The following is a 25,146-nucleotide window of genomic DNA, read 5'->3' on the forward strand; positions in this document are numbered from 1 at the left end:
GTTTCAGGATTTCAGGGACATTTGGGGAAGCGCCTTTTGCTGGATGAGCAGGTAGGCGAGAAGCACGACGCCGAGGACCAGCGTCGGCCACGACTGGATCAGAAGGCAGAGCCCGGCGCAGAGCGCGACGGCCCGGTTCAAAGCGGACAGCGGCCGGATCGCGCAGCCGATGACACCGGCGGCAACCGCCCCCACGCCGGCAAAACCGGTGATGACGGCGATAAGATTTGCCACAACACCATCCTGCATCAGCAAGCCGGGACCAAAGACGAACGCAAACGGCAGAACAAAACTGGTGAGCGCATAGGAAGCTGCCGTCCAGCCGACCTTGTTGACATCGGCTCCGGCAATCCCGCCGGCGACATAGGACGCAAGCGCGACGGGCGGCGTGATCGTTGAAATGCAGCCGTAGTAGAAAACGAAGAAATGCGCCGTGAGCATCGGTACGCCCAGCTTGACCAGCGCCGGAGCGACGACGGTTGCCAGGATCAGGTAAGCCGCCGTTGTCGGCAGCCCCATGCCCAGAACGATCGAGGCTATCATCGTGAACAGGAGCGCCAGGATCAGGTAGCCGTTTGAGGCGACGTCGATCAGCAACGCGATCTTGGACCCGAGGCCAGTGATCCCGAGCGTGCCCGAAATGACGCCTGCAGCGGCACAGGCGGCCGAAATCGTGATGACGTTGCGCGCGCCTTCGGAAACACTGCCTGCAATCTTTCCGATCAGTTCGCCGTCAATGCGGCGGGTCCTGACAATGTAGAGCACGATCAGCACCGCCATGCCCCAGAGCGATGCCTTGAACGGCGAAAACCCGGCGAGCATCAGACCGAGTAGAACGGCAAAGGCCCCAATGAACGGCGCGCCCTCCAGGAGAACGGCGCCCAGCGGCCGCCCGTCGCTCTGATCCGTCTGCCTTGGCATGATACCGGAGCGCACCGCCTGAAGATGCACGACAAAGAAGGCGGATCCGAAGAAAAGCAATGCCGGAAGGATCGCGACCGCCATAACCGATGTGTAGGGCACGCCGACGATTTCGGCCATGATGAAGGCGGCGGCTCCCATGACCGGCGGCATCAGCTGGCCGCCCGTGGAAGCGACGGCTTCGATCGCGCCCGCCTGGTGCGGCTGATAGCCTTCCCGTTTCATGATGGGAATGGTCACCGTCCCCGTGACGGCGACATTCCCGGCGGCCGAGCCGGACACCATGCCGATCAGGGTCGAAAAAAGCACAGCGGACTTGGCGCTGGCCGCCCTGAGGCCCTTTGTCAGCCGGATGGAAGTCTCGAAGAAGAAATCTCCCGCACCGAAACGCGACAGCATCGCACCGAAGATGGTAAAGACGATGATGTAGGTCGCGGCAACACCGATCGGGATGCCATAGACACCCTGGGTGTCGGTCGTCAGGAACAAGACCATCCGCTCCAGGCCGTATCCGCGCCCGCTCAGGATGCCCGGAAGGTAAGGGCTCACGAACGGATAGCAGAAAAAGACCAGCGTAATCAGGGCGAGCACCAGCCCGACGCCCCGGCGGGCCGCTTCGAAAACCAGCAGAAGAATGACGATTCCCGCATAGTAGTCGCCGTCCGTCGTCAGCCCTCCGCTGAAGGCAATCGCCTTCCAGCGCGACAACAGCCAGGCGCTTGCACCAACCGCCGCGGCAATCAGGAAAAGGGAAAAAACGCGGTCCGTTTTTGTCCCTTCCAGCCGCGCGGATGCGGGCCGGAGCGCGAAAAGCAGCGAAAAGGCCATGGCAACATGGATCAGCCGCAGCGGCATGGTCGAGATCGACACCACGCCGGCGACGACGGCAAGATGGAACAGTCCGAGACACAGCGCCGCGGTGTAGATCACGGCCTCTTTGCTGAAGGTCAGTTTTCGGAAGGTTTGGCTCGCCACCGGGACGTCCTCATGCCGGGACCCGATGCGAACCCGCTCAAGCGGGTCCGCCTCCGATCCGGTCCGTTACCGCGATATCACTTGTTGAAATAGCGTGCCGCACCTTCGTGCAGCGGAATTGCCAGTTTCAGCGAATTCGCCGGATCGATCTGTTTGGCATTCGCGTTCTCTGCCTGGAATTCCTCGAGATTGTCGAACACCGACGACACGATTTTCTCCACGACATCCGCTGACAGCGTGTTCGGCACGATCAGCATGTTGTTGACGCCGATCACCGTTCCGGGCTCGGCAGTGCCGTAGACATCCGCCGGAATCTCGACCGCCTTGAAGGCGCCGTTCTTTTCCAGGGCCTTGTCGAGAATGCCTTCGGAAAAATCGATGAACCTGAGCTTGTTGCCTGCCGCCGCCTGCATCACCGCACCCGCCGGATAGCCGGACAGGGCAAATGCCGCGTCGACATTGCCGTCGCTCAGCTGGCTGAAACCGTCCGAATAGGACAGAAAGCTGGGAGTGATGTCATCCATGGACATGCCATGCAGCGGCAGCAGAAAGTTCATGAAGCCAAGTGTACCGCCGCCTGCCGGACCGACCGCGACGCGCTTGCCCTTGATGTCTTCGATGGTCTGGATATCCGAGCCTTCCAGCACGATCATGTGCAGAACGCTCGGGTGCAGCGCCGCAACCGCACTCATCTCGATCGCACCGCTCTTGTAGGGCCCCTTCCCGTTGACGGCCAGCACGGCGAGATTGTTGTTGGTGATCGCGATCTCCACCTCGCCGCTGTCGATGAGCCGCGGGTTCTGGACAGATCCGCCGGTGACGACCGGCACCATCGTGATGTCCCCGCCCGCATACTTGTTGACGAGGTTGGAGATGCTCTGTCCCATCGGGTAAAAGGCGCCGCCCAGGCTCGCCGTGCCGATGCGCAGCTCTTCCGCCTGCGCCATCGACACCGAGAAAAGCAGTCCGCACGCGAGACCGGCCGATTTAATCACGTCAAACATCATGTCCTCCCGAGTTTGTGATCAGGATAGACGATAATTTGATCTTTTCAATTTTTTTATCGATATTTTTGTATTTGATCGATTTTCTGAAACTTGGGCTTCCTCACTCGGCAGATTACTCCACGTTGCCCATTCGCTTCGCCTGGTCGATCAGTTCCTGGCACTTCTTCTCGTTGCCGGCCTTGCGTTCCTTGTTCGCATCCTCCAGCAGCGCCCGCATCCGTTCGGCGTCGGTAATGTCGATCCCGGTGCGCTTCGCGTGATCGATGGCGTATTCAACCTTGCTGATATCGGCGGCACAGGTTGCCATCGCATTCTGGGTCAGACCCGCCAGGAAGAGAGCGGAGCAGGCATAAAGGGCCGTGCGGGCGGAAATCAATCGCATGGAATTCCTCCTAACAGTCGATACCGCCAACCTTGACAAGCGATTGTGAAATTCTGGTGTCCGTGTGTGGAACTGACGCCCACGGGAAACACTAGCCCCGCGTTTGCAGGGCCAAGGGAATGGCGCATCCAAACAATACAACACTGTAAAAATTTAGTAGGCTGCATGCGCGCGGGGCCGGACGGGGACCCATTGCACAAATTAGGGTACGGACCCATAAATGAAGCCGATTTGGCGGCAGAAATGGCAAAATCTCGCCAGAAAGCGTGCGCAGAGCGGGCTTTATGCCCGGTCAAGCGCGGTGATGCTGCGAGGTGAAGCCATTTTGCCGTCCTTCGGATTTGGCCGTTTTGGCCATCTGCCACGTCGCGAAAGGCTTGAAAATGAACCACATTTCCTGCGCTTTCGCTCCTTGGAGCAGGTCAAAACGATCCAAACCAAATTGACTTCATTTATGGGTCCGTACCCTCGGGTTGGAGGGAATAATGATTAATGAATTCAAGGATTTCATTGCCAAGGGCAATGTCATGGACATGGCGGTCGGCATCATCATAGGTGCCGCCTTCACGGCAATCGTGACATCCCTGGTCGGCGATCTGATCAACCCCATCATCGGGCTGGTTTCCGGTGGGGTCGATTTCACCAACAATTACGCGGTACTCGCGGGTGAAGTGCCCGCTGGTGCCTCGCTGGAAGCAGCGCGCGAAGCCGGGGCTTCCGTATTCGCCTATGGCGCGTTCATCATGGCGGTCATCAATTTTCTGATCATCGCCTGGGTCGTGTTCATGCTGGTCAAGTCGGTCAACCGCATCAAGGACGCGGCAACACCCAAGGAAGAGCCCGCACCGGAAGAACCGAAGGGACCGACAACCGAGGAACTGCTCGCGGAAATCCGCGACGTGCTCAAGGCACAGGCCTGACGCGAAACCGTAAATCCGGCCAGCACGTTCCTGAACGGTGCTGGCCGAACGATATCGGCAACGCCTGTCAGATCGCCATGACGATCCTGCCGTCGATGGTGCCCGCCTTCATGCGGTCGAAAATGCTGTTCACGTCGGACAGCGTTTCCTCCGTGTAGTGCGAAGCCACGAGGCCCTCGGCGGCAAATTGCAGCGACTCGGCAAGATCGAGACGCGTTCCGACAATGGAACCGCGGATGGTCTTGCGGTTCAAAACCGTGTCGAAAATGGAAAGCGGGAAATCCTCGGGTGGCAACCCGACGAGGCTCATCGTGCCGCCCCGCGCCAGCATCCCGACACCCTGCTCGAAGGACTTGCCGGCAACTGCGGTCACCAGCACGCCCTCGGCGCCGCCGCCGGCCTGCACTTCGGCGACCGGGTCCGTCTCCAGTGCATTGATCACCTGATCCGCTCCGAGAGACGTGGCAAGCTTCAGTTTGTCATCGGCGATATCAACGGCGATCACGTGAAGTCCCATGGCCTTGGCATATTGCACCGCCATGTGGCCGAGACCGCCGATCCCGGATATCACCACCGTCTGTCCCGGCCGCGTATCCGTTTCCTTGAGACCTTTATAGACGGTCACGCCCGCGCACAGGACCGGCGCTGCGGGCGCGAATTCCAGCCCGTCCGGAAGGTGCCCGACATAGTCCGGATCCGCCAGAACATAATCGGCAAAGCCGCCGTTCACGCTGTAACCGGTATTCTGCTGATCGGTGCAGAGCGTTTCCCAGCCGCCCATGCAGTGCCTGCAGTGTCCGCAGGCCGAATGGAGCCAGGGGATCCCGACCCGGTCCCCCTCCTTCACCGAAGTGACCCCGGCACCGACCTCGGCGACAAACCCGACGCCCTCGTGACCGGGAATGAAGGGCGGGCTCGGCTTGACCGGCCAGTCGCCGTTCGCCGCATGCAGATCGGTGTGGCAGACACCCGATGCCACGACTTTCACGACGATCTTGCCGTCCTTGACCTCCGGTTTTTCAACCTCGCAAAGGTCGAGCGGCGCTCCGAACTCGCGAACAACGGCAGCATTCATCTTTGGCATGGCCGATCCCTTCCTCTTCAGACCTAACACCGGGTCTTGTTCCCACGGGAAAGGGGCCGGCGTCATTGATCGAGAGCAATCTATCCGCGAAAGGCTGTCAGGATGCGCGCATCACATCATGCGGTGGTGAAGATCCATCATGATCCAAAGGCTGCCGCCGACCATGATGCAGATCAGAACGGCGGCAAAACCGAGGAAGAAGAGGTTTTCACCGGGCGTCGACTTGAAATCCATGTGCAGGAAGAAAACCAGGTGCACGATCACCTGCAGAACGGCGGCAACCGCTATGACCGCGTAGACCACAGGACCGGTCAGCAGCCCGCCCCAGACAAGCGCGAAGGGAATGGCGGTCAGAACGACGGCAAGAGCGAATCCGGTCAGGTAGGTCGACAGACTGCGTTCAGCTGAATGATCCATGGTCCCTCCTACATGACACCCGGCAGGTAAACGACGGAAAAGATACCGATCCAGACGATATCGAGGAAATGCCAGAACAGGCCGAGCCGGACGAGACGCGAGCGCACCGGCAGCGTCAATCCCTTGACCATCACCTGCCCGATCATCACGCAGATCCCGATCGCCCCGAACGCGACATGAAGCCCGTGTGTCCCGACAAGCGTGAAGAATGCCGACAGGAAACCGCTGGTGCCCGGCCCAGCGCCCTGGGCGATCATTCCGTGAAACTCGAGCATCTCCATTGCGAGAAAGCCGAGGCCCAGGATCAGGGTTACGAAGAGCCACTGCACAACACGTCCGGCGCGATCAGCCGTCATGGCGATCGTCGCCAGGCCGAAGGTCAGACTGGACAGCAGCAAGAGAGCCGTCTCGCCCGCGGTGTGGCCGAGATCGAAAAGATCCTTTGATGTCGGACCCGCCGCGGAGTTCTTCGAAAGCACGACATAGGACGCAAACAGCAGCGCGAAAATGACGGCATCAGTCATCAGATAGACCCAAAAGCCGAATTCGCGCGATGCCAGGGATTTTTTCTCTTCGTGTTCGAGAAGTTCGCTGTTCAGGGTTGTCTCCGACATCACGCCCTCCCCGGCATTGGTGCGCCCGAAGCGGGTCCGAGCGGCTGGAAGTCGCGCATGTCACGCATGTCCGCTGCGGTTATCTGCCCCAGACGAGCCGCCTCGATACTGGCGACATCCGACGCCGGAATAATGAACTCGCTGTCGTCGTCGCAGGACCGGATGCCGACACAGACAAGGGCCAGGACAAAGGCCAGCGCTGCAAGCCACCAGATGTACCAGACCATGGCGAACCCGAGCGCGAATGACAGTGCCCCGAGGATCGGGCCAAGCCCGCTGCTCTTTGGCATCACGATGTCTTCGTAGGCTCCCGGATGCTGGTAAGCAGTTCCGTTGAGCTTCATGTCGTGGAAGGCGTCGATGTCGTTCACCGTCGGCACGATGGCAAAATTGTAAGGCGCCGGCGGCGACGCGGTTGCCCACTCCAGTGTCCGCCCGTTCCAGGGATCTCCGGTCAGGTCACGCGCAGACCCCCAATTCTTCGCCGAAACATAAAGCTGGATCGCAATACAGACGATCCCGATGAGAACACACACAGCGCCGAGCGCAGCAACGACGAGGTAGGGCTGCCAGTTCGGATCGGCGTAGTGCTCCATGCGCCGGCTCATGCCCATGAATCCGAGCACGTAAAGCGGCATGAAAGCGAGGTAGAAGCCGATGATCCAGAACCAGAAGGAACGGATCCCCCACTTGGCGTCCAGCTTGAAGCCGAAGGCCTTCGGGAACCAGTAGTTCAGACCGGCAAAGTAACCGAACAACGCGCCGGGAATCAGCATGTTGTGAAAGTGCGCCACCAGGAAGGTGGAATTGTGCATCAGGTAATCCGCCGGCGGCAACGCGAGTAGGACGCCGGTCACGCCCCCGATGACGAAAGTCACCATGAAGCCGATCGTGAACACCATCGACGGATGGAACTCGATCCGGCCGCGATACATGGTGAACATCCAGTCGAAGATCTTCACGCCAGTCGGTACGGCGATGATCATGGTTGCAATGCCGAAAACCGCGTTCACGTTGGCCGAAGACCCCATCGTGAAAAAGTGGTGCAGCCAGACCGTGAAGGAGAGAATGGCAATGCACGCGGTCGCATAGACCAGCGATTTGTAACCGAACAGGCGTTTACGCGAGAATGTCGCCACGACTTCCGAAAAGATGCCGAAAGCCGGCAGGATCAGGATATAGACTTCCGGGTGCCCCCAGATCCACAGAAGGTTGGCGAACAGCATCATGTTGCCGCCGTCCCCGTTGGTGAAGAAATGGAAGCCGAGAGTCCGGTCCAGCGCCAATTGAGCCGCGACCACGGTCAGGGCCGGGAACGCGAACGCGATCAGGATCGAGATGCAAAGCGTCGTCCAGGTGAACATCGGCATGCGCATGTAGGTCATGCCCGGGCACCTGTTCTTGACGATCGTCACGATGAAGTTGATCCCGGACGCGGTGCTGCCGACGCCGCTGACGATCAGCGCCCAGAGCCAGTAGTCGACCCCCACGCCGGGATTGTAGTCGATCCCCGAATAGGGTGGATACCCGGTCCAGCCCGCCGTTGAGAACTTTCCGATTGCGAGGGAAATCAGCACCAGCCCCGCACCGGCCGCCGTCAGGAAGAGACTGACAGAGTTCAGGAACGGAAACGCGACGTCGCGCGCACCGATCTGCTGCGGCACGATGATGTTGATCAGCCCGGTCAGAAACGGCATCGCCACGAAAAAGATCATGATCGTGCCGTGCGAGGAAAAGATCTGCTCGAAGTGCTCTGGCGGCAGATAGCCCTCGTTGTTGAGCGCAATCGCCTGCTGCGCACGCATCATCAGGGCATCGATGAAACCGCGCACGAGCATGACCAGCGCGAGCACCACGTACATGATGCCGATCTTCTTGTGATCGAGGCTTGTCAGCCAGTCGGTCCAAAGCACCTTCCAGGCTCTGAGATAGGTGATCAGGAAGAACACCGCGAGACCGCCGCCGACGGTCACGGCTGCACCGCCCATTGCAACCCACGAATAAAGCGGAATGGCCTCGAAAGTCAGGCGTCCCAGCATCACGCAGCCTCCTTGCAGAAGAGTTCGGCCGCCCTGCTTGCATCGGGTCCCCCCGCCGGCGCGTATTTCTGCAGGATCAGCTTGAACAGGTCGGCCTCGAAGGACGCAAAATAGGTAACCGGATCGGCAACGCTCTGCTTGTGCAGTTCAAGGTAGCTTTTGCAGTCAAGTGATGTCCCCTGCCCGGAAACCTTGGTCTTCCAGCTGGTGAAATCCGCTTCGCTCATCGCATGCGCCTTGAAGTGCTGGTCGGGAAATCCGTCGCCGGAATACATCGTGTTCCGGCCCATGAAGGTGCCGGGCTCGTCCGCGAGGAGATTAAGCTCGGAGCGCATGCCGGCCATGGCGTAGATCTGACCGCCCAGCGCCGGGATCATGAGCGAGTTCATGACCGTATCCGACGTGATCTCGATGGAAAGCGGACGATCCGCCGGAAAGGCAAGCTCGTTGACGCTGGCCACGCCAAGTTCCGGGTAGAGGAACAGCCATTTCCAGTCGAGTGCAATCGCCTGCACCTTGAACGCAGCCTTGTCCGACGCGATTGCCTTGTAGGGATCAAGCTTGTGCGTGGATTGCCAGACCAGCGTTCCCAGAACGACAATGATTGCGGCCGGCACCAGCCAGACCACCATTTCGATTTTCCAGGAACTGTCCCAATCAGGCGAATAGGCAGCCGTCTTGGCCCCGCTCCGGTAACGCCAGACGAAGAAGAGCGTCAGAACAATCGCCGGGATCGCAACGATCATCATCACCCAGAAGGCAGTGAAAAGAAGATCCCGCTCCGCCAGCGCGATCGGCCCCTTCGGATGAAGCACAGGGGCATTGGAAAGGCCGCAGCCCTGCAGCATCAGTGCGATGCCGAGGACACCGGCAAAACCGATCAATTTCAGGGGAGAACGGAAGGATCGCGGGATATTCACGTTGGCCTATGCTCCGCCGTTCGGGGCAAAGAAAACCCCACCTGTTTCCCGAACACTCAAGAAGTCAGCCATGGTGACTTTCCTCATTTTCGAGCGATTTCAACGGCGACGAATTACCTTATACCGAATGGAATCAAGCCTAGCCGAGCCATCCGAGCTTTGAAAGGGTTGCGCTGCGGAAATCAGAGGAAGAGTTCTGTTCGAGATGGGCGCAGAACACTGTTTTCAGGCCTGTTCACCCGATCGTCATGCGATCCTGGTATGGCAACCGCACGGTCCAAAGCCACACACGGTCATAACGGTGCACAGGGCCGCCGGCCGGCAATTCATCAACAACATTTTTCAGAACAACATGAACGCAACCAATGAAATCCGCCCCTATCGGTTCGGCCCGTTCAGGATCCGCATATATGCGTCTGCGCTTGACCACGAGCGCTTGACGGACGCGCCCCGGAATGCGACTCGGTTTGTCCAGAGAGCTGTCAATCACCGAACACCGGCGACCTTTGCAACCGGCGGGGAAATCACCTCAAGCCCTTGGCCATAAGGACAGAAAATGAGCAAGTTCAAAGCCGTGGTCTTCGATTGGGCCGGAACAATGATCGACTTCGGCTCGTTCGCGCCGATGGGTGTCTTCGTCAAGGCCTTCGAAGAATTCGGTATTTCGGCATCGATTGAACAGGCGCGCGGACCGATGGGCAAGCCCAAGTGGGATCATATCCGCGACATGATGGACGACCCCGGTATTGCCGCGCAGTGGACGGCTAAATTTGGCGCGGCACCAACAGATGCCGATGTCGACAAGGTCTACGAGATCTTTGTCCCTATGAATGAAAAGGTCGTGGCGGATTTTGCGGACCTCGTGCCCGGCGCCGCCGAGATGGTCAAGACCCTGAGAGGCAGGGGTCTCAAGATCGGCTCTACCACGGGCTATACGCGCTCGATCATGGAAAACGTTCTCCCGAGAGCTGCCGAACAGGGCTACACCCCGGACAACCTCGTCTGCTCTGATGACCTGCCCGAGGGCCGGCCGGGTCCTCTCGGTATGTACAAGTGCTTCGTGGACCTCGTCGCCTATCCGCCGTCCGCCGTGATCAAGGTCGATGACACGGAACCGGGCATCGCCGAAGGTGTCGCGGCGGGGTGCCTGACGGTCGGGCTTGCACTTTCCGGGAATTACGCCGGCAAGACGCCGGACGAACTTGCTGCCCTTTCGGAATCTGAGATCGACCTGCTGCGTCAACATGCGACGGCGAAGTTGAAAGCAGCGGGCGCGGACCATGTCATCGATACTGTTGCAGATCTCCCCGCCCTGATCGAAATGCTGGATGTTGACTGACCAAAAGGCCGAACATTCTGCCCATTGCCCACGTCCCGGCTGAAAAGCGCGGTTTTGAAACTCCGGCACTAGGGCACGGACATGCCCGCATGCGTTTGAACGACGGACATTGGCAAGAACGATGGTCTGGGACTACTATCGCTAGTCAAATGCGCCTTGACTGGTTCTCGATGCGGAAAACAGGTGGCGCCGGATGTGCGAAACGGGATTGGACGACATGCGCCTCATCAGACGCGGACACCAACTTGCCAGATCGAAAAGCTGGCTCCCGGCCTGTGCTTCAGTTGTCTTGGCCTTGGTGGTCACGCCAGCCCCAATACAGACCGCACTTGCCAAGGCTGAACTCAAGGTCATCGACAGCACGGATTATCCCTGGCATTCGATCGGGCGCGTCAACCGGGCCGGATACAAGTCCGTGTCAAGTTGCACCGGCACCCTGATTGCACCGAATCTCGTTCTCACCGCCGCGCATTGCATCGTGAGTTCCAAAACGAAGCAGAAACTACCGGCCGACGAAGTGCTTTTCATTGCGGGCGTGAGGCGTGATCAGTACGCCGAAAGGCTTGAGGCGGAGTGCCTGTTGACGCCGGAGGATTATGTTCCCAGACGCCGCCCGAAACTCAACGAAATCCGCAAGGATCTCGGCCTCATTGTGCTCAAGGAGCCGAGCACACTGTTTCCGCTTCCGCCGCTGACTCCGGACGAATCGCGCAGACTGCGCCAGTCGACGCGCTTTCTCTCGGTCGGATATCGCCGGAGCAGACCATATCTTCCCACGGTCGTCTCATCCTGTTCTGTCCTCGGGAGCCAGGAAGATGTCTGGATAACTGATTGCAACACCGAAACGGGTGCATCGGGAGGACCGCTCATGGTCAACACGATTTTCGGTCCGAGGGTCGCGGCGGTCATGTCGTCCAAGATCAACGACGAGCGATCCATCGTCGTCCCTTTTCCGGAATGGCAGGACCTCATCGCTACGGCGTCCTGCGATCGTGAACTGGAAGGCGAAGTTCCATCGGCGGATGGCGGCGCAAATGCGCAGTCGAATTGACATGGACGAAAAAGTCACTGTCCCAACCCGCCATTGCCGGTATGGTGAAAGTCCGGTTGCCCAGAGGACGCCGATCTGTGCCGGGCAGCCCCGCACCTTTCAGACTACGAGCTTTGGACGATGAACCAATCCGCACCTCCTCCGACGTCGACTGAAAGCAAGGCTGTCGCGACACGCAAGCTCGCCTTTGTCGCGAGCGAGACCGATGAGGCGCAGCGTGCGCTGGCCGCGTTGTCCGAGCGCTATGGCAACGTTGATGCCGATGAAGCCGACATGGTTGTCGCACTCGGCGGCGACGGTTTGATGCTGCAGACACTTCATGCGCACATGGCAAGCTGCAAGCCGATCTACGGAATGAACCGGGGCTCGGTCGGTTTCCTGATGAACGAGTACCGGGAAGACAACCTGCCAGACCGTCTGGCAAAAGCGGATGTTACTACCATTCGCCCGCTCGAACTGACGGCGCTCGACGAAGACGGCAATGAACACGAGGCGCTTGCCATCAATGAAGTCTCGCTGCTGCGCCAGACCTCCCAGGCAGCCCGCCTTCGAATCTCGGTCGACGGGAAAGTCCGGCTGGAAGAGCTTGTCTGCGACGGCATCATTGTCGCAACGCCTGCCGGCAGCACCGCGTATAACCTGTCCGCCCACGGCCCGATCCTGCCGATCACGGCGCAGTTGCTGGCCCTCACCCCGATCAGTGCTTTCCGACCGAGGCGATGGCGCGGGGCCCTCCTTCCCAATGGCGCACAGGTCGACATCGAGATCCTCGAAGCGGACAAACGCCCGGTGAGCGCGTCCGCCGATCACACGGAAATCCGCCGCGTGACGCGCGTGAGCGTGAGGGAATCCACCCGGGCGAAGGGCGTGATCATGTTCGACTCCGATCACGGCTGGGACGAGCGCATCCTGTCGGAGATGTTCCGTTACTGAACGTTTCTTTGAAAAAACCGCTCCTGGCAACAGCCTGTTAAGCGACTGAGATCATACTCCGGAGACGTTTGAACCCGCACCCGTTGACAAAGGGCATTGCTAGCATGGCCGAAACTGCCGAGGACAAGGACTACGAAATCCTGACTCCCCCGACCAACCTACGCAGCAAGGTTCGGGAACTGTCGCCGCGGGAAGCCAAGAAATTCGATCCGGTCAAGGCCGCTGAAGCCGCCATAAGCCGGCTGTCGAGCCACTTCGGCAACTGGATGGTGAACGAAACCGTCACGCTCAATCAGGCATGGGAAAACGTTCCGGCCGACGGTCTCACGGAAGAAACGATCGCGCCCCTCTTTCAGGCCGCTCACAACATCAAGGGCCAGGCCCTGACCCTCGGCTTTCCGCTCGTCGGACAAGTTGCCGCAAGTTTTTGCCATCTGATTGAGACGGTGCCCTCGCCCGACAAGCTCCCGCTGGAACTTGCAGAGCGTTACGTCGAAGCCATCCGTGCAATGGTCATGGAAGGCGCCAAGGACGAAGGCAACTCCACTGGGGTCGCGTTGCTCGAAACGCTGGAAAGCGTCACGGATGAGTTCCTGAAGCAGTTTCCGCCCGAACCGGACGACGCCTGACTTTCAGACACCCGCAGCGTCAGTCTGCGGCATCGGTTGCCAGCCGCTGCTCCCGGAAAACGATGTAGCATCCGCTTAGGATGATGAACGCCGCGCCGACGTAAGTCAGCAGGTCCGGAATCTCGTTCCAGATCAGCCATCCAAGCAGCGTCGCCCAGATCAGGGCGCTGTACTCGAATGGTGCGAGTGTCGCAGAGCGTGCAAAGCGGAAAGCCTGAGTGATCAAAGTTATGCCTGCGGTTCCGAAGATCGCTATTCCGATGAACAGCCACATGTCTTCCGGCCGGATCGCGACCCAGACGAAGGGGACGACCAGCGCGCTCAAAAGAGCGCCTGCCCCGACAAGGTAAAGCATCAATGTCCACACGCTTTCGCGCGGATCGACCCAGCGTGCGCTGATCATCAGAACCGCATAGAAAAACGCCACCACGATCGGTAGCAATGACGCATTCTGGAACGTCCCGGCGCCCGGTCTGACCACGATCAGAACCCCAGCGAAACCGGCAAGAACGGCGAGCCACCGGCGCCAGCCGACGGTCTCCTTGAGCGCGAGTGCGGATATGGCGGTGATGAACACGGGCGCCATGAAAACAAGGGCCGTTGCCTCTGCGATTTCCAGGTATTTCAGGCTGGTGAAAAACAGGCCGGCCGCGAACAGCCAGAGAACACCGCGCAGCAGGTGCGCTGCCGGGCGATAGGAACGCAAGGCACCGGTACCGCCCATTTTAAATGCAATCAGCACCGCAAACGGCAAGGCAATCAGATTGCGCATGAACAGGATCTGGATCGGTGTGTAGCCTGACGTCAGAGCCTTTGCGATCGCGTCGCTCACGCTCAGGCTGGCAATGCCTGCACACATGAGAAGAATGCCCATCGAGGCTTGGGACCGCGCGCCGCCCGTCGCAGATTGCATGACGCCACCTTTTTGAAATCGGGCAGGCACATAACCATTGCCCGATGAAGGCGGCAAGCCACATTTTGCTCAGAAACGTACAGTTCGGACGGAAGCGGACCGCGGTGCGCACACCGGTCTTTCAAGACCTGAAGGAAGATCAGGCGGCGGCGGTGATCTGCAGCGAACCGTTCTTCACCAGAAGGCGTGCTTCCAGCCGCGCGACTTCAATCGCGAAACGGCGCAGGAAGGCGGCGACATCCTCGTCCGCTCCCAGTGCTCCGTCCTGCATTTCTTCCAGAAGCGTCTCGGTCAGCATCCTGGCTTCGTCGAGCGCCAGATCGTAGGTGAAATCGGCCTCGGCCTGGCGCGCGATGTCGATGGCCAGCAGGAACGCCTGATGGGACCGGATCGGCAGGCCCGCCTTGCGCAGGATCGCCTGGAGGGCCGAGCGCCGGACCGTGACGAGCAGCTTGCACAGCCGCGGCAACGGCACCTGTCCGAGGTTGGCGAGAGCGGCCGCAAAAAACCGCAGGCGGCCGCAGCATACCGACCGCAGCAGAAGCCGCGTATTCAGTTTTCCCCGGCTCCGCAGATGTTCGACAAAATCCGGGAGCTCTTCCACGCTTGCCTCCAGAGCCAGCCTGAGAACAACCTTGTCTTCCGCGTCGCTCAGGAACGTGTGTCTCTGGTTCTCGGGAACCCGCTCCAGCACGATCGGGTGATCATCAAGACTTTCGGCAAGTCTCATCAGCAGCTCGTAGCGATTCGCCAGAGGCAGATCCCGGGTGCGCAGCAGCTGGTCGCAGATGTCGGGCCGGTTCTCGAACCGCTGAGCCAGACGCAAGAGCGAAGACTGCAGCACTTCCGCACTGCCATTGTCGAGGAGAACCTGGCAGGCGCGTTCGCTAGCGACTTCGCAGATGGCCGCGCTGATGGATGCAGGCAGACCTGCGCGGCCGGCAATGGCGCATTGAACGGTCTCGCTTCCCTGCGCAAGCAGGTCCACAAGCTCCGCGTCGGTGAGAATGGGTGATTCCCTCAGGACCGGAACGGCAACATCATCCACATCGCTGGCAAGCGAGCGCACAACGTGGGCGGGCGCGTAGGCGCTCGACGCCAAGGTCTTGGAGATCGCCTTGCGGATCGCCCGGCTCGGATCGTCCAGAAGAACTGTGAGAGCTGTCGCCATGCTGGCCCGTTCCTGACTGCCGTGTTCGGCTTGCAAATAACGTTCTGCGAATTCCCTAGCGGCATCGACGTCGCGCTCGGGAGTGTGATCATCTTCGAAAAGCAAAAGGTCGTGTGCGGTCATGGCGGCAATCAGTGTTGTTTGAGTTACGACTCACACACTGACAGCAAACACTTAACGATCTGTTCACCATAATTTTCACGATGCCTGTAAAAATACGCAATCAGGCCGGTGGCAGCAGATCCTTCTGCTCCTCTTCCGCTTTCAATCTCAAGAATCTCGTCAGATCGAGGGGGCCACCCTGATCGGCGAGTGCAAGTTCCTGTGCGGCAACCTGACTGGAAACACCGGTAAAGGTGCTGAACATTCCGGCTTCCTCAACCGCTGCAAAGGCGGACGCGAATCGCGGGTTCAGGTCTGCCTGGGAAGATCCCTGGTCATTTCTGAAGAGAGCTTCGAAGGGGCTCTCCGTTTCCGTTGCCTGGAATGCGGAAACGACACGCTGTGACGCCGCCGGATCTGCCGGGTTTATCGAGGCGGCCCGGGGATCCTGTGGCGCGGAATTGCCGCGATTCACCTCAGCAGTTTGCGTCTCCCCTCCTCGCGGAAGGGACGTTGCCGCTTCGGCCAGTTCGACCGGATTGCCGTCTGGCAGTGCTGCCTGCGCACGCGCCAGCTCTTCCGGTCCCGGCGGTTTGGACCGCATCGCAAAGGCGGCTGCCGTATCGCCCGCAAGATGGTCGAAATTTTGCGGATCGGCACCCGGCATCGCCTGCACGGGCTTCGCCGTCGGCAGGGCAGCGACATTGAGAAGTTCACCGGAGTTCCGGAGATCGGTCTTGCCGCTCGCCTGGGCGATCATTGTCACGGCATCATGCTTGGAAACGATGACCTCGTAGACTTCCTGCATGGATCGGGCCTTGCCGTTGCCATGAAAGAATATCGGCTTGTTCGCCCGCGCTTGCGCAGAAAACATCTTGTCCGCGCGCATGTCCGGATTGGCATTCGTCGCGTCGATCAGGCGGCTGGCGCCGTGGGCACCGAGAAAGTGCGCCATGTAAAGTTCGCCGTCCGTCGGCTCGCGGCCGATCTTGCGTTCCAGGTAAGCCGCATTCTTCTGTGTCAGCGCGCCGGCCATCATCGACGAAATTTCCGGGTCCTTGCGCAGATCCAGAATCTCGCGCTTCACCTGTGGATCGTTGACGTAGTACTTGCCGCTTTTCGTTTGCAGGATCTGGTCCGAATATTTCTCAAGTCCGTGTTTGGGGCCCGCCTCCTTCATCGTTTCCAGCCAGGTCGATTCGATGAACTGGAACAATCCGGTTGCACTCGATGTCCTGGCCTTCGCCGACGGATTGAAAGACGACTCGCGCGCAGCAGTCTTCACCAGGTACTCGAACGAAGTACCCGTGGAACTACTCGCAGACTGAAACGCTAGCTCGATCCGAGACGCGACCGAGGGTGTGTCAGTCACATGCATGACCTAGTCTCCTCGACGGAACTGATTATGACTTTGTTAACCTTCACGCCGAAATGGTTAACAAAGTCTTAACAGTACACAGTGCGCATTCATTCTTTGGGAAATCGGACCTGAAAGAATTGCCGCTTAAGCAAATCTCTCAATACAACCGGCCAAATCAATGCGCGGAGGGCGCGCATTGTTCGCATTCACAACGAAAAAGGTGCCCGAGCGGACGGTTCCGGTAGCCGGATTCGCCATGGTACGGAGCTGGCCACGGGGCGCGCCACTTCGCCGGAGGCCATTTCGCTTTATTTATGGGTCCGTACCCTAGACGTTCGGGCGAACCATTTCGAACACTTCGGTGACCGCGGCATACTCCATGTAACCCAGACGCGACAGCGGCTTGAAGCGGGTGACGTCGACCTTGCCGTCAACGAGAATCGTCTCGTCGATATGAACGCCGACAACCTGTCCGAACACGATCCAGTTGTCGGTTTCGACGCCATCGAGGTCTTTCAGCTTGATCGTTTGAAGATGCCTGCATTCCAGTGCCGTCGCGGCCTTGGCAACACGCGGGGTCTTGACCAGCCGCGAGGCTGCCATTTCCAGGCCCGCCAGTTCAAACTCGCAGGTGTCGCCGGAAACGGGAGCCGAGGACACGTTCATTTCATCCTTCAGGTCCCAGCTTGCCATGTTGCAGACGAACTCGCCCGTTGCATCCACATTGGCGGCGCTGTCCTTGTAGCCGGACGACGAAAACATCACGATCGGCGGGCGATCGCCGACGGCGTTGAAGAAACTGTAGGGAGCGAGATTCGTGCGCCCCTCCCCGTCGAGCGAAGAGATCCAGCCGATCGGCCTTGGAGAAACGATCGCCTTGAAGGGATTGTGAGGAAGGCCATGGTCGTTTTTCGCGGTTTCATAAAACATGTCAGTTGTCTTCGCTCCATTCGCTGACAAGGGCCGAAAGGTCTGGACGCGGTCTTTCCACCGGCGCCTGCGTCGGTGTGCCCACATGCACGAACCCGGCAAATTGCTCGTTGTCCCCGGCGCCCAGAAACCGCGCCGCTTCCATGTCGAAACTGTACCATTCGGTCAACCACTGGGACGCGAATCCAGCCGCAGCCGCGGCCGTGACCAGATTCATGCAAACGGCTCCGGCAGACAATTGCTGCTCCCAGACCGGGATCTTCGGGTGTTCCGCTGCCGTGCTGACAACGCCGATCACGATCGGGGCGCGGGTGAAACGGGTCAGTTCCTTCTGCCTCTGGTCCTCGTCAAGCGGCCCTTGCCGCTCTTCGTATATCGCTGCAAGCCTGCGTCCGACGGCTTCCCCCTGCGCGGCACCAAAAAGGATGAAGCGCCACGGCACAAGCTTGCCGTGATCCGGAACGCGGGCGGCAATCGTCAGCAGGTCCTTGATCTGATCCGCATTCGGTCCGGGCTCCGCCATGGTGATGGAAGGATGTGAACGCCGCTTGCGCAGGAAGTCCAGGACGCCTGGTGCACGGGGGCTGAAAGTGGACATGAGCCTCGCACTTCTCGGTGTTTTGATTGTGCTCCTGCACGTAATTCATTGACGGCAATTGTCAACTTTAGAATAGACGTCTTGAATTTGCCCAATTTTCAGGCGCATTTGAAAAGGTTGGATCCTGGTGCCGGAGCGTATCCGTTTCCGGCTCGTGTACATTTGACCGGAATCACCTCGGCGAGCGCATGTGATCGGACATGCTTCACCTTGAAAGAAGGTTGGACACAAAGCGGTATATCGTTCCGGACTGAATTGGTATAAAAGTCAAAGGGCTGTCACTTTTCACAGTCAACAAGAATAAGAAGTGGGCATGTTGGAAGAAGGTTCGACACCATTTGCCGCGGCGGCGAAGCGTTTGGCGAGAAACGTCGTTTGCGCAACAATGATGGTTTTTCCGGTCGCGATCTCCACAAGCGCCTCCGTATCTGCGCAGACCGCGGAAGCGCCGATGCCACCAAGGGTGAAACCGGACCCGAACGCGCCCTCCGCTGCGGGCAGCGACCAGATCATAAATCTGCTGGACCGGGAACCGGAGCCGCTTTTCTCAGATGTCGAGATGCCCTACACCGCACCTTCCCGCTCGCTGACCACCGGGTTGAGCGATGGTCTTGATCAGGGCGCACTATACCTGATGGCGAAACTGACCCGGGACAGCAAACCCCTGGACGACGGCCTGATCTGGCGCATCTATTCGGAGGCGACCAACGCCAACGGGCGTCTGGAACTGATCGCGACATCCATGGGCGGCGACGCGGAATTCAGGCTCGATCCGGGCGCTTATCTGGTCCATACCGCCTACGGCTACGCCCAGTCGACCAACCGAGTCGTCATCGGCAAGGACGTTCAGTCGAAAATGCTCACGTTGAACGCCGGCGGCATCAAGTTCGGCGCCGCCATGAAGGACGGCAACGGCATCGACGAGACCCAGGTCACGTTCGATGTCTACGGAATGACGTTCGACGAACGGGGTGAGCGCAACAAGATCGTCGGCGATATCACGCCCGGTTCGATCGTCAGGCTCAACGCCGACACCTATCATGTGGTCAGCCGGTACGGTGATGTGAACGCGGTGGTCCGCGCCGACATTCAGGTGCTTCCCGGCAAGCTGACCGAAGCAACCATTTTACACAAGGCAGCGGACATAACCCTGAAACTGGTCAACGAACGCGGCGGTGAAGCCATTGCAAACACGACCTGGTCCGTGCTGAGCGCCGGCGGTCACGTCGTCGTGGAAGCAACCGGTGCCTTTCCCGACTTTGTCCTCGCGGAGGGCGAGTACGAGGCTCTGGCCAGAAACAACGGCAAGACCTATCTGCACAATTTTGAAGTAGCGCCCGGCCAGGACCGGGAGGTGGAAGTCGTGACGGCGGTCAGCGAACTGGAAACCCAGGAAACGTCGAACAGCAACTGACGCCCCTTTTCATGCAGGGACGCATCGGACACAACATTCAGTGAATTGCGGGCAAGTGCCTCAGCGGCGGCGGCCAAGCAGTCCCTTGGCGGAGGCCGCAGGTCCCATTTCCATGACCTTCGTCTGAAGAAAATCCATGATTTCCTTCTGATCCTTGAAGCCGGAAAGGGTTTCAAAGGGGATCGCCTGGCCCGCCCGGGCCGTGATGACGGATCCGAGAATGCGGCGGAATTCCCGCACCAGAAGCGACAGGCGCAGGGTGAGCGAATATTTGCTGACCAGATGGAAGAGCCAGGAATTCTGACCTTCGAAATAGAGCGGCAGCACCGTTGCCTTGGACGAGCGGATCATCTTCGCGGTGAACGTCTTCCAGGGAAGTTCTTCGGCGCGGCCGAAGGGTTTGGCGGCCGTCGCAACCCCGCCGCCGGGAAAGACGATGATGGTCGTGCCTTCCTGAAGCAGGCGGAGCGCTTCCTTGCGCGTCTGCATGTTGGTCTTCAGCGCCTGCTTGTTTTCCTCGAAATCGACCGGCAGCGAAAACGGCCGGACTTCAGGAACCTTCAGCAGTTCATTGTTGATCAGGATCTTGAACGGCCGCCCGAGCTGCTCGGCAAGCGCCAGGATCGCAAGGCCGTCGCCGATGCCATAGGGATGATTGGCAATCAGGACCAGAGGCCCTTCGGGCAGGTCCTTCGGCGGCCATTCGCCGTCCTCGACTGCCACATTCAGGTTGATGAGACCGAGAAGGTCGCTCCAGATATAGTCCGAAGTCCCGACCATCTGGTGTTTCCAGATATCATAAAGGTCAACAAGTTTCCGGCGGCCCGAGATGCCCTCGATGGCCCGTATCGTCCACCGCTTCAAGGGCGGGTGATCAGGATTGGCGTAGCTGAATTCTGCGTAATCCACGGCAGCCATCGTCTCGATAGGAAGTTCGGGTAAAGTCGAAACCTAGTACCAGAACTGGTGTTTCAGAATTGTGACAGCACATTGCCCTAGCGTAAGGGCAATGTGCAAGCTGTAACTTATCCCCGTATTTTGGTGCTCCGGAGTTTATTTCAAGTCCGGCGGTGTCGCCTCCTGGACAAACGCCTCGACTGCCTCTTCAAGGCCCATCGACCGCTGGTCTTTCGAACCGAGGCGCCGGACATTGACGGTACGTTCCTCGGCCTCGCGCATGCCGCAGACAATGATCACCGGAACCTTGGCCAGCGAGTGCTCGCGGACCTTGTAGTTGATCTTCTCGTTCCGGAAGTCGGTCTCGACCTTCAAGCCATTCGCTTTGAGCAGATCCGCCACTTCCTGGCCGTAGGCATCGGCCTCTGAAGTGATGGTCGCGACCACCACCTGCAAGGGCGCAAACCACAGCGGAAAATGCCCGGCATAGTTCTCGATCAGAATACCGAGGAAGCGTTCCATGGAGCCGCAGATCGCGCGGTGCACCATCACCGGCGTCTTCTTCTCGCCATTGCTGTCGACGTAAAAGGCGCCGAACCGCTCCGGCAAGGCGAAATCCACCTGGGTCGTTCCGCATTGCCATTCCCGGCCGATCGCGTCTCGCAGCGTGTACTCGAATTTGGGACCGTAGAACGCCCCCTCGCCCGGCAGGATGTCGGTTTTGACCCGGCCTTCCGACTGAAGCTCGATCTTTTTCAGAACATCCGAGAGCACAGCTTCCGCGTGGTCCCACATCTCATCGGTTCCCACGCGCTTTTCAGGGCGCGTCGACAGCTTGACGACAACTTCGTCAAATCCGAAATCCTTGTAGACCGAGAGGATCAGGTCGTTGATCTTCAGGCACTCTTCCTCAAGCTGTTCCTCTGTGCAGAAGACATGTGCATCGTCCTGCGTAAAGCCGCGCACGCGCATCAGACCATGAAGTGCACCTGACGGTTCATAGCGGTGAACGACACCGAATTCCGCAAGCCGCATGGGCAGATCGCGGTAACTCTTCAGACCATGCTTGAAGATCTGAACGTGTCCGGGACAGTTCATCGGCTTGAGCGCGAAGACACGATCGTCCTCGGCCTCCGGATCGGCACATTGCACGGAGAACATGTTCTCCTTGTACCAGGTCCAGTGCCCCGAGGTTTCCCACAGGGAGGTATGCAGCACCTGCGGCGCGTTCACCTCCTTGTAGTCGTCCTTCAGGACGCGCCGCTTGTAGGCGATGAGGCTCTGGAACATGTCCCAGCCCTTCGGGTGCCAGAAAACGACGCCGGGGCCCTCTTCCTGAAAATGGAAAAGGTCCATCTCCCGCCCAAGCTTGCGGTGATCGCGCTTTTCGGCTTCCTCCAGCATGCGAAGGTAGCCTTTCAGCTCCTTCTCGTTGTGCCAGGCGGTCGCATAGATGCGGCTGAGCATTTCGTTGTTGGAATCGCCACGCCAATAGGCACCCGCCACCTTCATGAGCTTGAAGGCGTCTCCGATCTGGCGGGTGGAAACCATGTGCGGACCACGGCACAGATCCAGCCACTGGCCCTGCTTGTAGATCTTGAGTTCCTGATCTTCCGGAATCGCGTCGACAAGCTCGACCTTGTAGTGCTCGCCCTTCGCGGCAAAGTAGGTCTTGGCCTCCTCGCGCGACCAGATCTCCTTGGTGAACTGCGCACCGCGTGAAATGATCTCGCGCATCTTCTTCTCGATGACCGGCAGATCATCTGGATGAAACGGCCAATCGTCGCCGCTGTCGGGGTGTACACGCTTGAAATCGTAGTAGAACCCGTTCTCGATGACGGGCCCGATCGTGACCTGTGTCCCCGGCCACAGTTCCTGCACGGCTTCGGCCATCACGTGCGCCGCATCGTGCCGGATCAGTTCCAGCGCACGCGGATCGTCGCGCGTGACGATTTCAATGCTGTGATTGGCCGAAATGGCGTCGCTGAGGTCCCTCAACTCGCCGTCCAGTGTCATCGCGACCGCTTTCTTGGCCAGTGACTTGGAAATGCCCTCGGCGACCGCAAGGCCGGTGGTGCCTGCTTCGTAGTCGCGCACGGAATTGTCGGGGAAGGTCAGATGGATCATGTCATTTCTCCTGCTCACTCCTGCAGACGATGCAGGTAAGCTGTTCGATTTTTTCGGACGGCCTGCTGATAGGGTATTCTCGCGGAAACGGCAACCCTTTGCGGTGGAACGCTACGCTGGCGCGGCTTCCTCCGGAGCAAGTGAAGACGTCGAAATGCCACGCTATGAGGCAGCAGCTCTTTTCTTCGCCGCCTTGACGATCGATGCATCGCGCGCGGTCTTGGCCACGGCCTCCACACCGCCGCGTGTCTCCTGGATCATGGCGAGGCTCTCCTCGCCATCCTTTTCGATCTCCCGGGTCGCAATGTCGGAATAGCCGCGCCGGTCCGGCGATGCCTTGACCTTCCGGTAGATCCTGTAGACCCGCCAGGTCGCCGAGACATAGGCCCAGTGTTTGGCGACGATCTCCCAGAGGTAGCGCGGATAGAAGGCCAGCGCACTTTCAACCGGCAGACCGCTGCGCCGGTCCCTGCGGAATTTCAGCCGGAAATACCCGCCTTCCAGCGGGTGAACGCCTTCGCACTGGACCATGAGCTTGAACCACATCATCAGGAACAGCTTGTTGCCAGGCCGACCCTTCTTATGCGCGGCGGCGCGTTTGAGAACGGTCTCTATGTGCTCATCCGAATAATAGCTTGCCCAGGCCTCCTGGTAGGCTTCCTCCCATTCCGCATCCGTCATTTTCGGATGATGGGAGACCCGGTGGTTGAGGTCGTATTTGTTGAGGTCCGGATCCATCCAGGTGCCCTTCGACAAAAGGACCTTGTGGTCTTCGGAACCGGGCAACGGGGTGAGGTAGAAGAATTCCAGGAGATCGAGGGGAAGCTCTTTCTTGATGATCTCGACATCCCGGAGCACGGCTTCCTTCGTGTCCCCCGGAAAACCGATGATGTAACCGGCATAGGTGGTCGCGCCGTGCGCCCGCCACTTCTGCAGCATCTCCCGGTATTCGGTGATCTTGTTCTGGCGTTTCTTCGCCGCGAGCAGATTGTCCGGATTGATGTTCTCCAGGCCGATGAACACACGATTGACCCCTGCCCGGGTCGCCTTCTCGATGAAATTCTCGATCCGGTGGCACAACGTGTCGACCTGGATGATGAACTTGATGTCGAACTTCTCCTCTTCACGCAGAACAATGAGCCTGTCGAAAAGAGGTTCCCATTCCCGGTTCCGGGCGAAGTTGTCGTCGGTGATGAAAAACCGGTCGATGCCCTGCGCGTAGTTGTCCCGGATGATCTGCTCCAGGTCGTCTGCCGACCTGAACCGGCTCTTGCGGCCCTGAACATTGATGATCGTGCAGAAGGAGCACTGGAACGGACAGCCCCGCCCGAGATCGAAACTGGAATGCGACCCGGCCGTGAACTGGATATGCTTCGACGGCAGGATGGGCGTCGGTTCGCCTTCGAGCGACGGCAGATCCGCCATGAAATTGTAGAGCGGTTTCAGATCATCGGCCCAGGCATCGCGGAAGACCTGGTCAAGCCGCCGGTCCTCGGCCTCGCCGGCAAAATAGCAGACCCCTTCGGCCTGCAATTCGACCATTTCCGGAGGCATTTCGTCCAGCATGGAAATGCACCCGGAGACGTGGAACCCGCCGATCGCCGTCTGGAGGCCTTCCGCCATGAACCTGCGCGCCAGATCAGTTGCGCGGGGAAACTGGTTCGACTGGACACCGACCAGCGCGATCAGGGCCTTGCCGCCCCTGCGGCGGATGTCGCGGGCAATTTTCTCCGGACGGACCCGCTTGTTCGTTTCGTCATATGTGTGGAGATGAACCCGCACGTCTTCGCCGAGCGCGTTCCGCTCCACCGCAGCCTCCGCGAGGCCGTTAAGACTGGCGAGTGTATTGGAGGGAATGGCGGATCTCAGCCACTGGATCGGATAGCCTTCATCGTCATAATGGGTCGGCTTGATCATTACGAAATGGAAGTCGCGCACGTCCATGTCCCCTCAACTGCCCTGAAGCTGACAAGGGAGCGTTGCATTCGCATTACCTTAGGTCAATGGTCTTGTGCGCAACAAAACGGGTGATGCGCTAGTCTTCCCCGTCAAGACGGAACTCATCCGCTATATGCCGTCCGGTCCAGCGGCCATACCGCCAGGGTGTGAACCAATGCGCATTGCGGGGCAGATCCTCCGGCACCGGATCGAAGCCGGACGCCCCCCAGGGATTGCATCTGAGGATACGCGAAAGACCGATCCAGCCTCCGGTCCAGAAACCGTATCGCCGGATTGCATCTTCGGTATATTCGGAACAGGTCGGTGCATACCGGCAGCCGCGCCCCATGATCAGTGACAGGGAATGCCGGTAGATCCAGATGAGACCAATTGCCGCGCGGCCGGCAGGCGACAGTGTTTTGTCCTGTTCGGGCTCGCGGTCGGGTTTCGGGCACATGGGGCTGT

Annotated in this window: 24 protein-coding genes; 7 read left to right on the plus strand and 17 right to left on the minus strand. The window is 59.4% G+C overall.

Annotated features, from left to right (window positions below; all coding sequences use genetic code 11):
- Positions 1 to 3: 3 nt before the first annotated feature.
- The 3 genes from ACO07N_RS24370 to ACO07N_RS24380 all read right to left on the minus strand — a co-directional run bounded on the left by ACO07N_RS24370 (position 4) and on the right by ACO07N_RS24380 (position 3,285).
- Positions 4 to 1,896, minus strand: coding sequence for a TRAP transporter permease (locus ACO07N_RS24370; RefSeq protein ID WP_421983482.1), 1,893 nt, complete (start codon positions 1,894 to 1,896; stop codon positions 4 to 6).
- Positions 1,897 to 1,973: 77 nt separating this feature from the next.
- Positions 1,974 to 2,900 carry a TAXI family TRAP transporter solute-binding subunit gene (locus tag ACO07N_RS24375; protein ID WP_421983483.1) on the minus strand — a complete coding sequence of 309 codons (927 nt, stop codon included), beginning with the start codon at positions 2,898 to 2,900 and terminating at the stop codon, positions 1,974 to 1,976.
- Between the two features lie 115 nt (positions 2,901 to 3,015).
- Entirely contained in the window at positions 3,016 to 3,285 is a 270-nt protein-coding gene (locus ACO07N_RS24380) for a hypothetical protein (protein ID WP_421983484.1), read from the minus strand.
- 220 nt (positions 3,286 to 3,505) lie between these two features.
- On the opposite strand from ACO07N_RS24380, the gene ACO07N_RS24385 reads away from it, so the two are divergent.
- Both ACO07N_RS24385 and mscL read left to right on the plus strand, forming a co-directional pair.
- Entirely contained in the window at positions 3,506 to 3,778 is a 273-nt protein-coding gene (locus tag ACO07N_RS24385) for a hypothetical protein (protein ID WP_421983485.1), read from the plus strand.
- Complete coding sequence (mscL, locus tag ACO07N_RS24390) at positions 3,771 to 4,205, plus strand: large conductance mechanosensitive channel protein MscL (protein ID WP_421983486.1); 435 nt, start codon at positions 3,771 to 3,773, stop codon at positions 4,203 to 4,205. Before ACO07N_RS24385 ends, mscL begins: the two co-directional genes overlap by 8 nt.
- Before the next feature lie 67 nt (positions 4,206 to 4,272).
- Here the strand turns inward: mscL and adhP are convergent, their stop codons facing one another.
- The 5 genes from adhP to cyoA all read right to left on the minus strand — a co-directional run bounded on the left by adhP (position 4,273) and on the right by cyoA (position 9,279).
- Positions 4,273 to 5,289 carry an alcohol dehydrogenase AdhP gene (adhP, locus tag ACO07N_RS24395; protein ID WP_421983487.1) on the minus strand — a complete coding sequence of 339 codons (1,017 nt, stop codon included), beginning with the start codon at positions 5,287 to 5,289 and terminating at the stop codon, positions 4,273 to 4,275.
- 111 nt (positions 5,290 to 5,400) lie between these two features.
- On the minus strand, positions 5,401 to 5,706 hold the full coding sequence (gene cyoD, locus ACO07N_RS24400; protein WP_421983488.1) for a cytochrome o ubiquinol oxidase subunit IV: 306 nt from the start codon (positions 5,704 to 5,706) through the stop codon (positions 5,401 to 5,403).
- Positions 5,707 to 5,714: 8 nt separating this feature from the next.
- Complete coding sequence (gene cyoC, locus ACO07N_RS24405; RefSeq protein ID WP_421983489.1) at positions 5,715 to 6,320, minus strand: cytochrome o ubiquinol oxidase subunit III; 606 nt, start codon at positions 6,318 to 6,320, stop codon at positions 5,715 to 5,717.
- On the minus strand, positions 6,320 to 8,359 hold the full coding sequence (locus tag ACO07N_RS24410) for a cbb3-type cytochrome c oxidase subunit I (RefSeq protein ID WP_421983490.1): 2,040 nt from the start codon (positions 8,357 to 8,359) through the stop codon (positions 6,320 to 6,322). The genes cyoC and ACO07N_RS24410 overlap by 1 nt, the downstream gene beginning before the upstream one ends.
- Positions 8,359 to 9,279, minus strand: a complete 921-nt coding sequence (cyoA, locus tag ACO07N_RS24415; RefSeq protein WP_421983491.1) for a ubiquinol oxidase subunit II — start codon at positions 9,277 to 9,279, stop codon at positions 8,359 to 8,361. Before cyoA ends, ACO07N_RS24410 begins: the two co-directional genes overlap by 1 nt.
- 556 nt (positions 9,280 to 9,835) lie before the next feature.
- Between cyoA and phnX the strand changes: the two genes are divergently transcribed.
- From phnX to ACO07N_RS24435, 4 genes are all read left to right on the plus strand, one after another.
- Positions 9,836 to 10,618 (plus strand): phosphonoacetaldehyde hydrolase, encoded by a 783-nt coding sequence (gene phnX / locus ACO07N_RS24420; RefSeq protein ID WP_421983492.1) that lies wholly within the window; start codon positions 9,836 to 9,838, stop codon positions 10,616 to 10,618.
- A 217-nt stretch (positions 10,619 to 10,835) separates the two neighbouring features.
- On the plus strand, positions 10,836 to 11,669 hold the full coding sequence (locus ACO07N_RS24425; RefSeq protein ID WP_421983493.1) for a trypsin-like serine peptidase: 834 nt from the start codon (positions 10,836 to 10,838) through the stop codon (positions 11,667 to 11,669).
- Between the two features lie 120 nt (positions 11,670 to 11,789).
- On the plus strand, positions 11,790 to 12,602 hold the full coding sequence (locus ACO07N_RS24430) for an NAD kinase (RefSeq protein ID WP_421983494.1): 813 nt from the start codon (positions 11,790 to 11,792) through the stop codon (positions 12,600 to 12,602).
- Positions 12,603 to 12,706: 104 nt separating this feature from the next.
- The gene (locus ACO07N_RS24435) at positions 12,707 to 13,231 is read left to right on the plus strand and encodes an Hpt domain-containing protein (RefSeq protein ID WP_421983495.1); all 525 of its coding nucleotides are present in this window, start codon (positions 12,707 to 12,709) and stop codon (positions 13,229 to 13,231) included.
- 19 nt (positions 13,232 to 13,250) lie between these two features.
- Here ACO07N_RS24435 and ACO07N_RS24440 read toward each other — a convergent pair whose 3' ends face one another.
- The 5 genes from ACO07N_RS24440 to ACO07N_RS24460 form a co-directional block, all read right to left on the minus strand.
- A complete protein-coding gene (locus tag ACO07N_RS24440) occupies positions 13,251 to 14,144 on the minus strand; it encodes a DMT family transporter (protein WP_421983496.1) in 894 nt (297 codons plus the stop codon).
- Positions 14,145 to 14,283: 139 nt separating this feature from the next.
- Entirely contained in the window at positions 14,284 to 15,315 is a 1,032-nt protein-coding gene (locus ACO07N_RS24445) for a DUF2336 domain-containing protein (protein ID WP_421983497.1), read from the minus strand.
- Positions 15,316 to 15,538: 223 nt separating this feature from the next.
- Positions 15,539 to 16,795 carry a transglycosylase SLT domain-containing protein gene (locus tag ACO07N_RS24450; RefSeq protein WP_421983498.1) on the minus strand — a complete coding sequence of 419 codons (1,257 nt, stop codon included), beginning with the start codon at positions 16,793 to 16,795 and terminating at the stop codon, positions 15,539 to 15,541.
- 309 nt (positions 16,796 to 17,104) lie between these two features.
- Positions 17,105 to 17,707 carry a flavin reductase family protein gene (locus ACO07N_RS24455; protein ID WP_421983499.1) on the minus strand — a complete coding sequence of 201 codons (603 nt, stop codon included), beginning with the start codon at positions 17,705 to 17,707 and terminating at the stop codon, positions 17,105 to 17,107.
- Between the two features lies 1 nt (position 17,708).
- Entirely contained in the window at positions 17,709 to 18,305 is a 597-nt protein-coding gene (locus ACO07N_RS24460) for a nitroreductase family protein (protein ID WP_421983500.1), read from the minus strand.
- Positions 18,306 to 18,618: 313 nt separating this feature from the next.
- Between ACO07N_RS24460 and ACO07N_RS24465 the strand changes: the two genes are divergently transcribed.
- Positions 18,619 to 19,719, plus strand: coding sequence for a hypothetical protein (locus ACO07N_RS24465; protein ID WP_421983501.1), 1,101 nt, complete (start codon positions 18,619 to 18,621; stop codon positions 19,717 to 19,719).
- A 60-nt stretch (positions 19,720 to 19,779) separates the two neighbouring features.
- Here the strand turns inward: ACO07N_RS24465 and ACO07N_RS24470 are convergent, their stop codons facing one another.
- The 4 genes from ACO07N_RS24470 to yidD all read right to left on the minus strand — a co-directional run bounded on the left by ACO07N_RS24470 (position 19,780) and on the right by yidD (position 25,138).
- Complete coding sequence (locus ACO07N_RS24470; RefSeq protein ID WP_421983502.1) at positions 19,780 to 20,628, minus strand: lysophospholipid acyltransferase family protein; 849 nt, start codon at positions 20,626 to 20,628, stop codon at positions 19,780 to 19,782.
- 144 nt (positions 20,629 to 20,772) lie between these two features.
- Positions 20,773 to 22,743, minus strand: a complete 1,971-nt coding sequence (gene thrS, locus ACO07N_RS24475; RefSeq protein ID WP_421983503.1) for a threonine--tRNA ligase — start codon at positions 22,741 to 22,743, stop codon at positions 20,773 to 20,775.
- Between the two features lie 162 nt (positions 22,744 to 22,905).
- Positions 22,906 to 24,687, minus strand: coding sequence for a B12-binding domain-containing radical SAM protein (locus ACO07N_RS24480; protein WP_421983504.1), 1,782 nt, complete (start codon positions 24,685 to 24,687; stop codon positions 22,906 to 22,908).
- A gap of 91 nt (positions 24,688 to 24,778) precedes the next feature.
- On the minus strand, positions 24,779 to 25,138 hold the full coding sequence (gene yidD, locus ACO07N_RS24485; RefSeq protein WP_421983505.1) for a membrane protein insertion efficiency factor YidD: 360 nt from the start codon (positions 25,136 to 25,138) through the stop codon (positions 24,779 to 24,781).
- Positions 25,139 to 25,146: the final 8 nt, after the last annotated feature.

Origin of the sequence: Roseibium sp., assembly GCF_965229775.1 — a bacterium.
Lineage (GTDB): Bacteria > Pseudomonadota > Alphaproteobacteria > Rhizobiales > Stappiaceae > Roseibium.

What these genes read in the sequence shown, in the direction of transcription:
- ACO07N_RS24385 (WP_421983485.1), top strand. Translation starts at nt 3,506, where the DNA reads ATGAAGCCGATTTGGCGGCAGAAATGGCAAAATCTCGCCAGAAAGCGT.
- adhP (WP_421983487.1), bottom strand. Translation starts at nt 5,289, where the DNA reads ATGCCAAAGATGAATGCTGCCGTTGTTCGCGAGTTCGGAGCGCCGCTC.
- ACO07N_RS24440 (WP_421983496.1), bottom strand. Translation starts at nt 14,144, where the DNA reads ATGCAATCTGCGACGGGCGGCGCGCGGTCCCAAGCCTCGATGGGCATT.
- thrS (WP_421983503.1), bottom strand. Translation starts at nt 22,743, where the DNA reads ATGATCCATCTGACCTTCCCCGACAATTCCGTGCGCGACTACGAAGCA.
- cyoD (WP_421983488.1), bottom strand. Translation starts at nt 5,706, where the DNA reads ATGGATCATTCAGCTGAACGCAGTCTGTCGACCTACCTGACCGGATTC.
- ACO07N_RS24465 (WP_421983501.1), top strand. Translation starts at nt 18,619, where the DNA reads ATGTTGGAAGAAGGTTCGACACCATTTGCCGCGGCGGCGAAGCGTTTG.
- mscL (WP_421983486.1), top strand. Translation starts at nt 3,771, where the DNA reads ATGATTAATGAATTCAAGGATTTCATTGCCAAGGGCAATGTCATGGAC.
- ACO07N_RS24375 (WP_421983483.1), bottom strand. Translation starts at nt 2,900, where the DNA reads ATGTTTGACGTGATTAAATCGGCCGGTCTCGCGTGCGGACTGCTTTTC.
- ACO07N_RS24435 (WP_421983495.1), top strand. Translation starts at nt 12,707, where the DNA reads ATGGCCGAAACTGCCGAGGACAAGGACTACGAAATCCTGACTCCCCCG.
- ACO07N_RS24410 (WP_421983490.1), bottom strand. Translation starts at nt 8,359, where the DNA reads ATGCTGGGACGCCTGACTTTCGAGGCCATTCCGCTTTATTCGTGGGTT.
- ACO07N_RS24455 (WP_421983499.1), bottom strand. Translation starts at nt 17,707, where the DNA reads ATGTTTTATGAAACCGCGAAAAACGACCATGGCCTTCCTCACAATCCC.
- ACO07N_RS24450 (WP_421983498.1), bottom strand. Translation starts at nt 16,795, where the DNA reads ATGCATGTGACTGACACACCCTCGGTCGCGTCTCGGATCGAGCTAGCG.
- ACO07N_RS24430 (WP_421983494.1), top strand. Translation starts at nt 11,790, where the DNA reads ATGAACCAATCCGCACCTCCTCCGACGTCGACTGAAAGCAAGGCTGTC.
- cyoC (WP_421983489.1), bottom strand. Translation starts at nt 6,320, where the DNA reads ATGTCGGAGACAACCCTGAACAGCGAACTTCTCGAACACGAAGAGAAA.
- ACO07N_RS24425 (WP_421983493.1), top strand. Translation starts at nt 10,836, where the DNA reads ATGCGCCTCATCAGACGCGGACACCAACTTGCCAGATCGAAAAGCTGG.
- ACO07N_RS24380 (WP_421983484.1), bottom strand. Translation starts at nt 3,285, where the DNA reads ATGCGATTGATTTCCGCCCGCACGGCCCTTTATGCCTGCTCCGCTCTC.
- ACO07N_RS24460 (WP_421983500.1), bottom strand. Translation starts at nt 18,305, where the DNA reads ATGTCCACTTTCAGCCCCCGTGCACCAGGCGTCCTGGACTTCCTGCGC.
- ACO07N_RS24480 (WP_421983504.1), bottom strand. Translation starts at nt 24,687, where the DNA reads ATGGACGTGCGCGACTTCCATTTCGTAATGATCAAGCCGACCCATTAT.
- yidD (WP_421983505.1), bottom strand. Translation starts at nt 25,138, where the DNA reads ATGTGCCCGAAACCCGACCGCGAGCCCGAACAGGACAAAACACTGTCG.
- ACO07N_RS24445 (WP_421983497.1), bottom strand. Translation starts at nt 15,315, where the DNA reads ATGGCGACAGCTCTCACAGTTCTTCTGGACGATCCGAGCCGGGCGATC.
- phnX (WP_421983492.1), top strand. Translation starts at nt 9,836, where the DNA reads ATGAGCAAGTTCAAAGCCGTGGTCTTCGATTGGGCCGGAACAATGATC.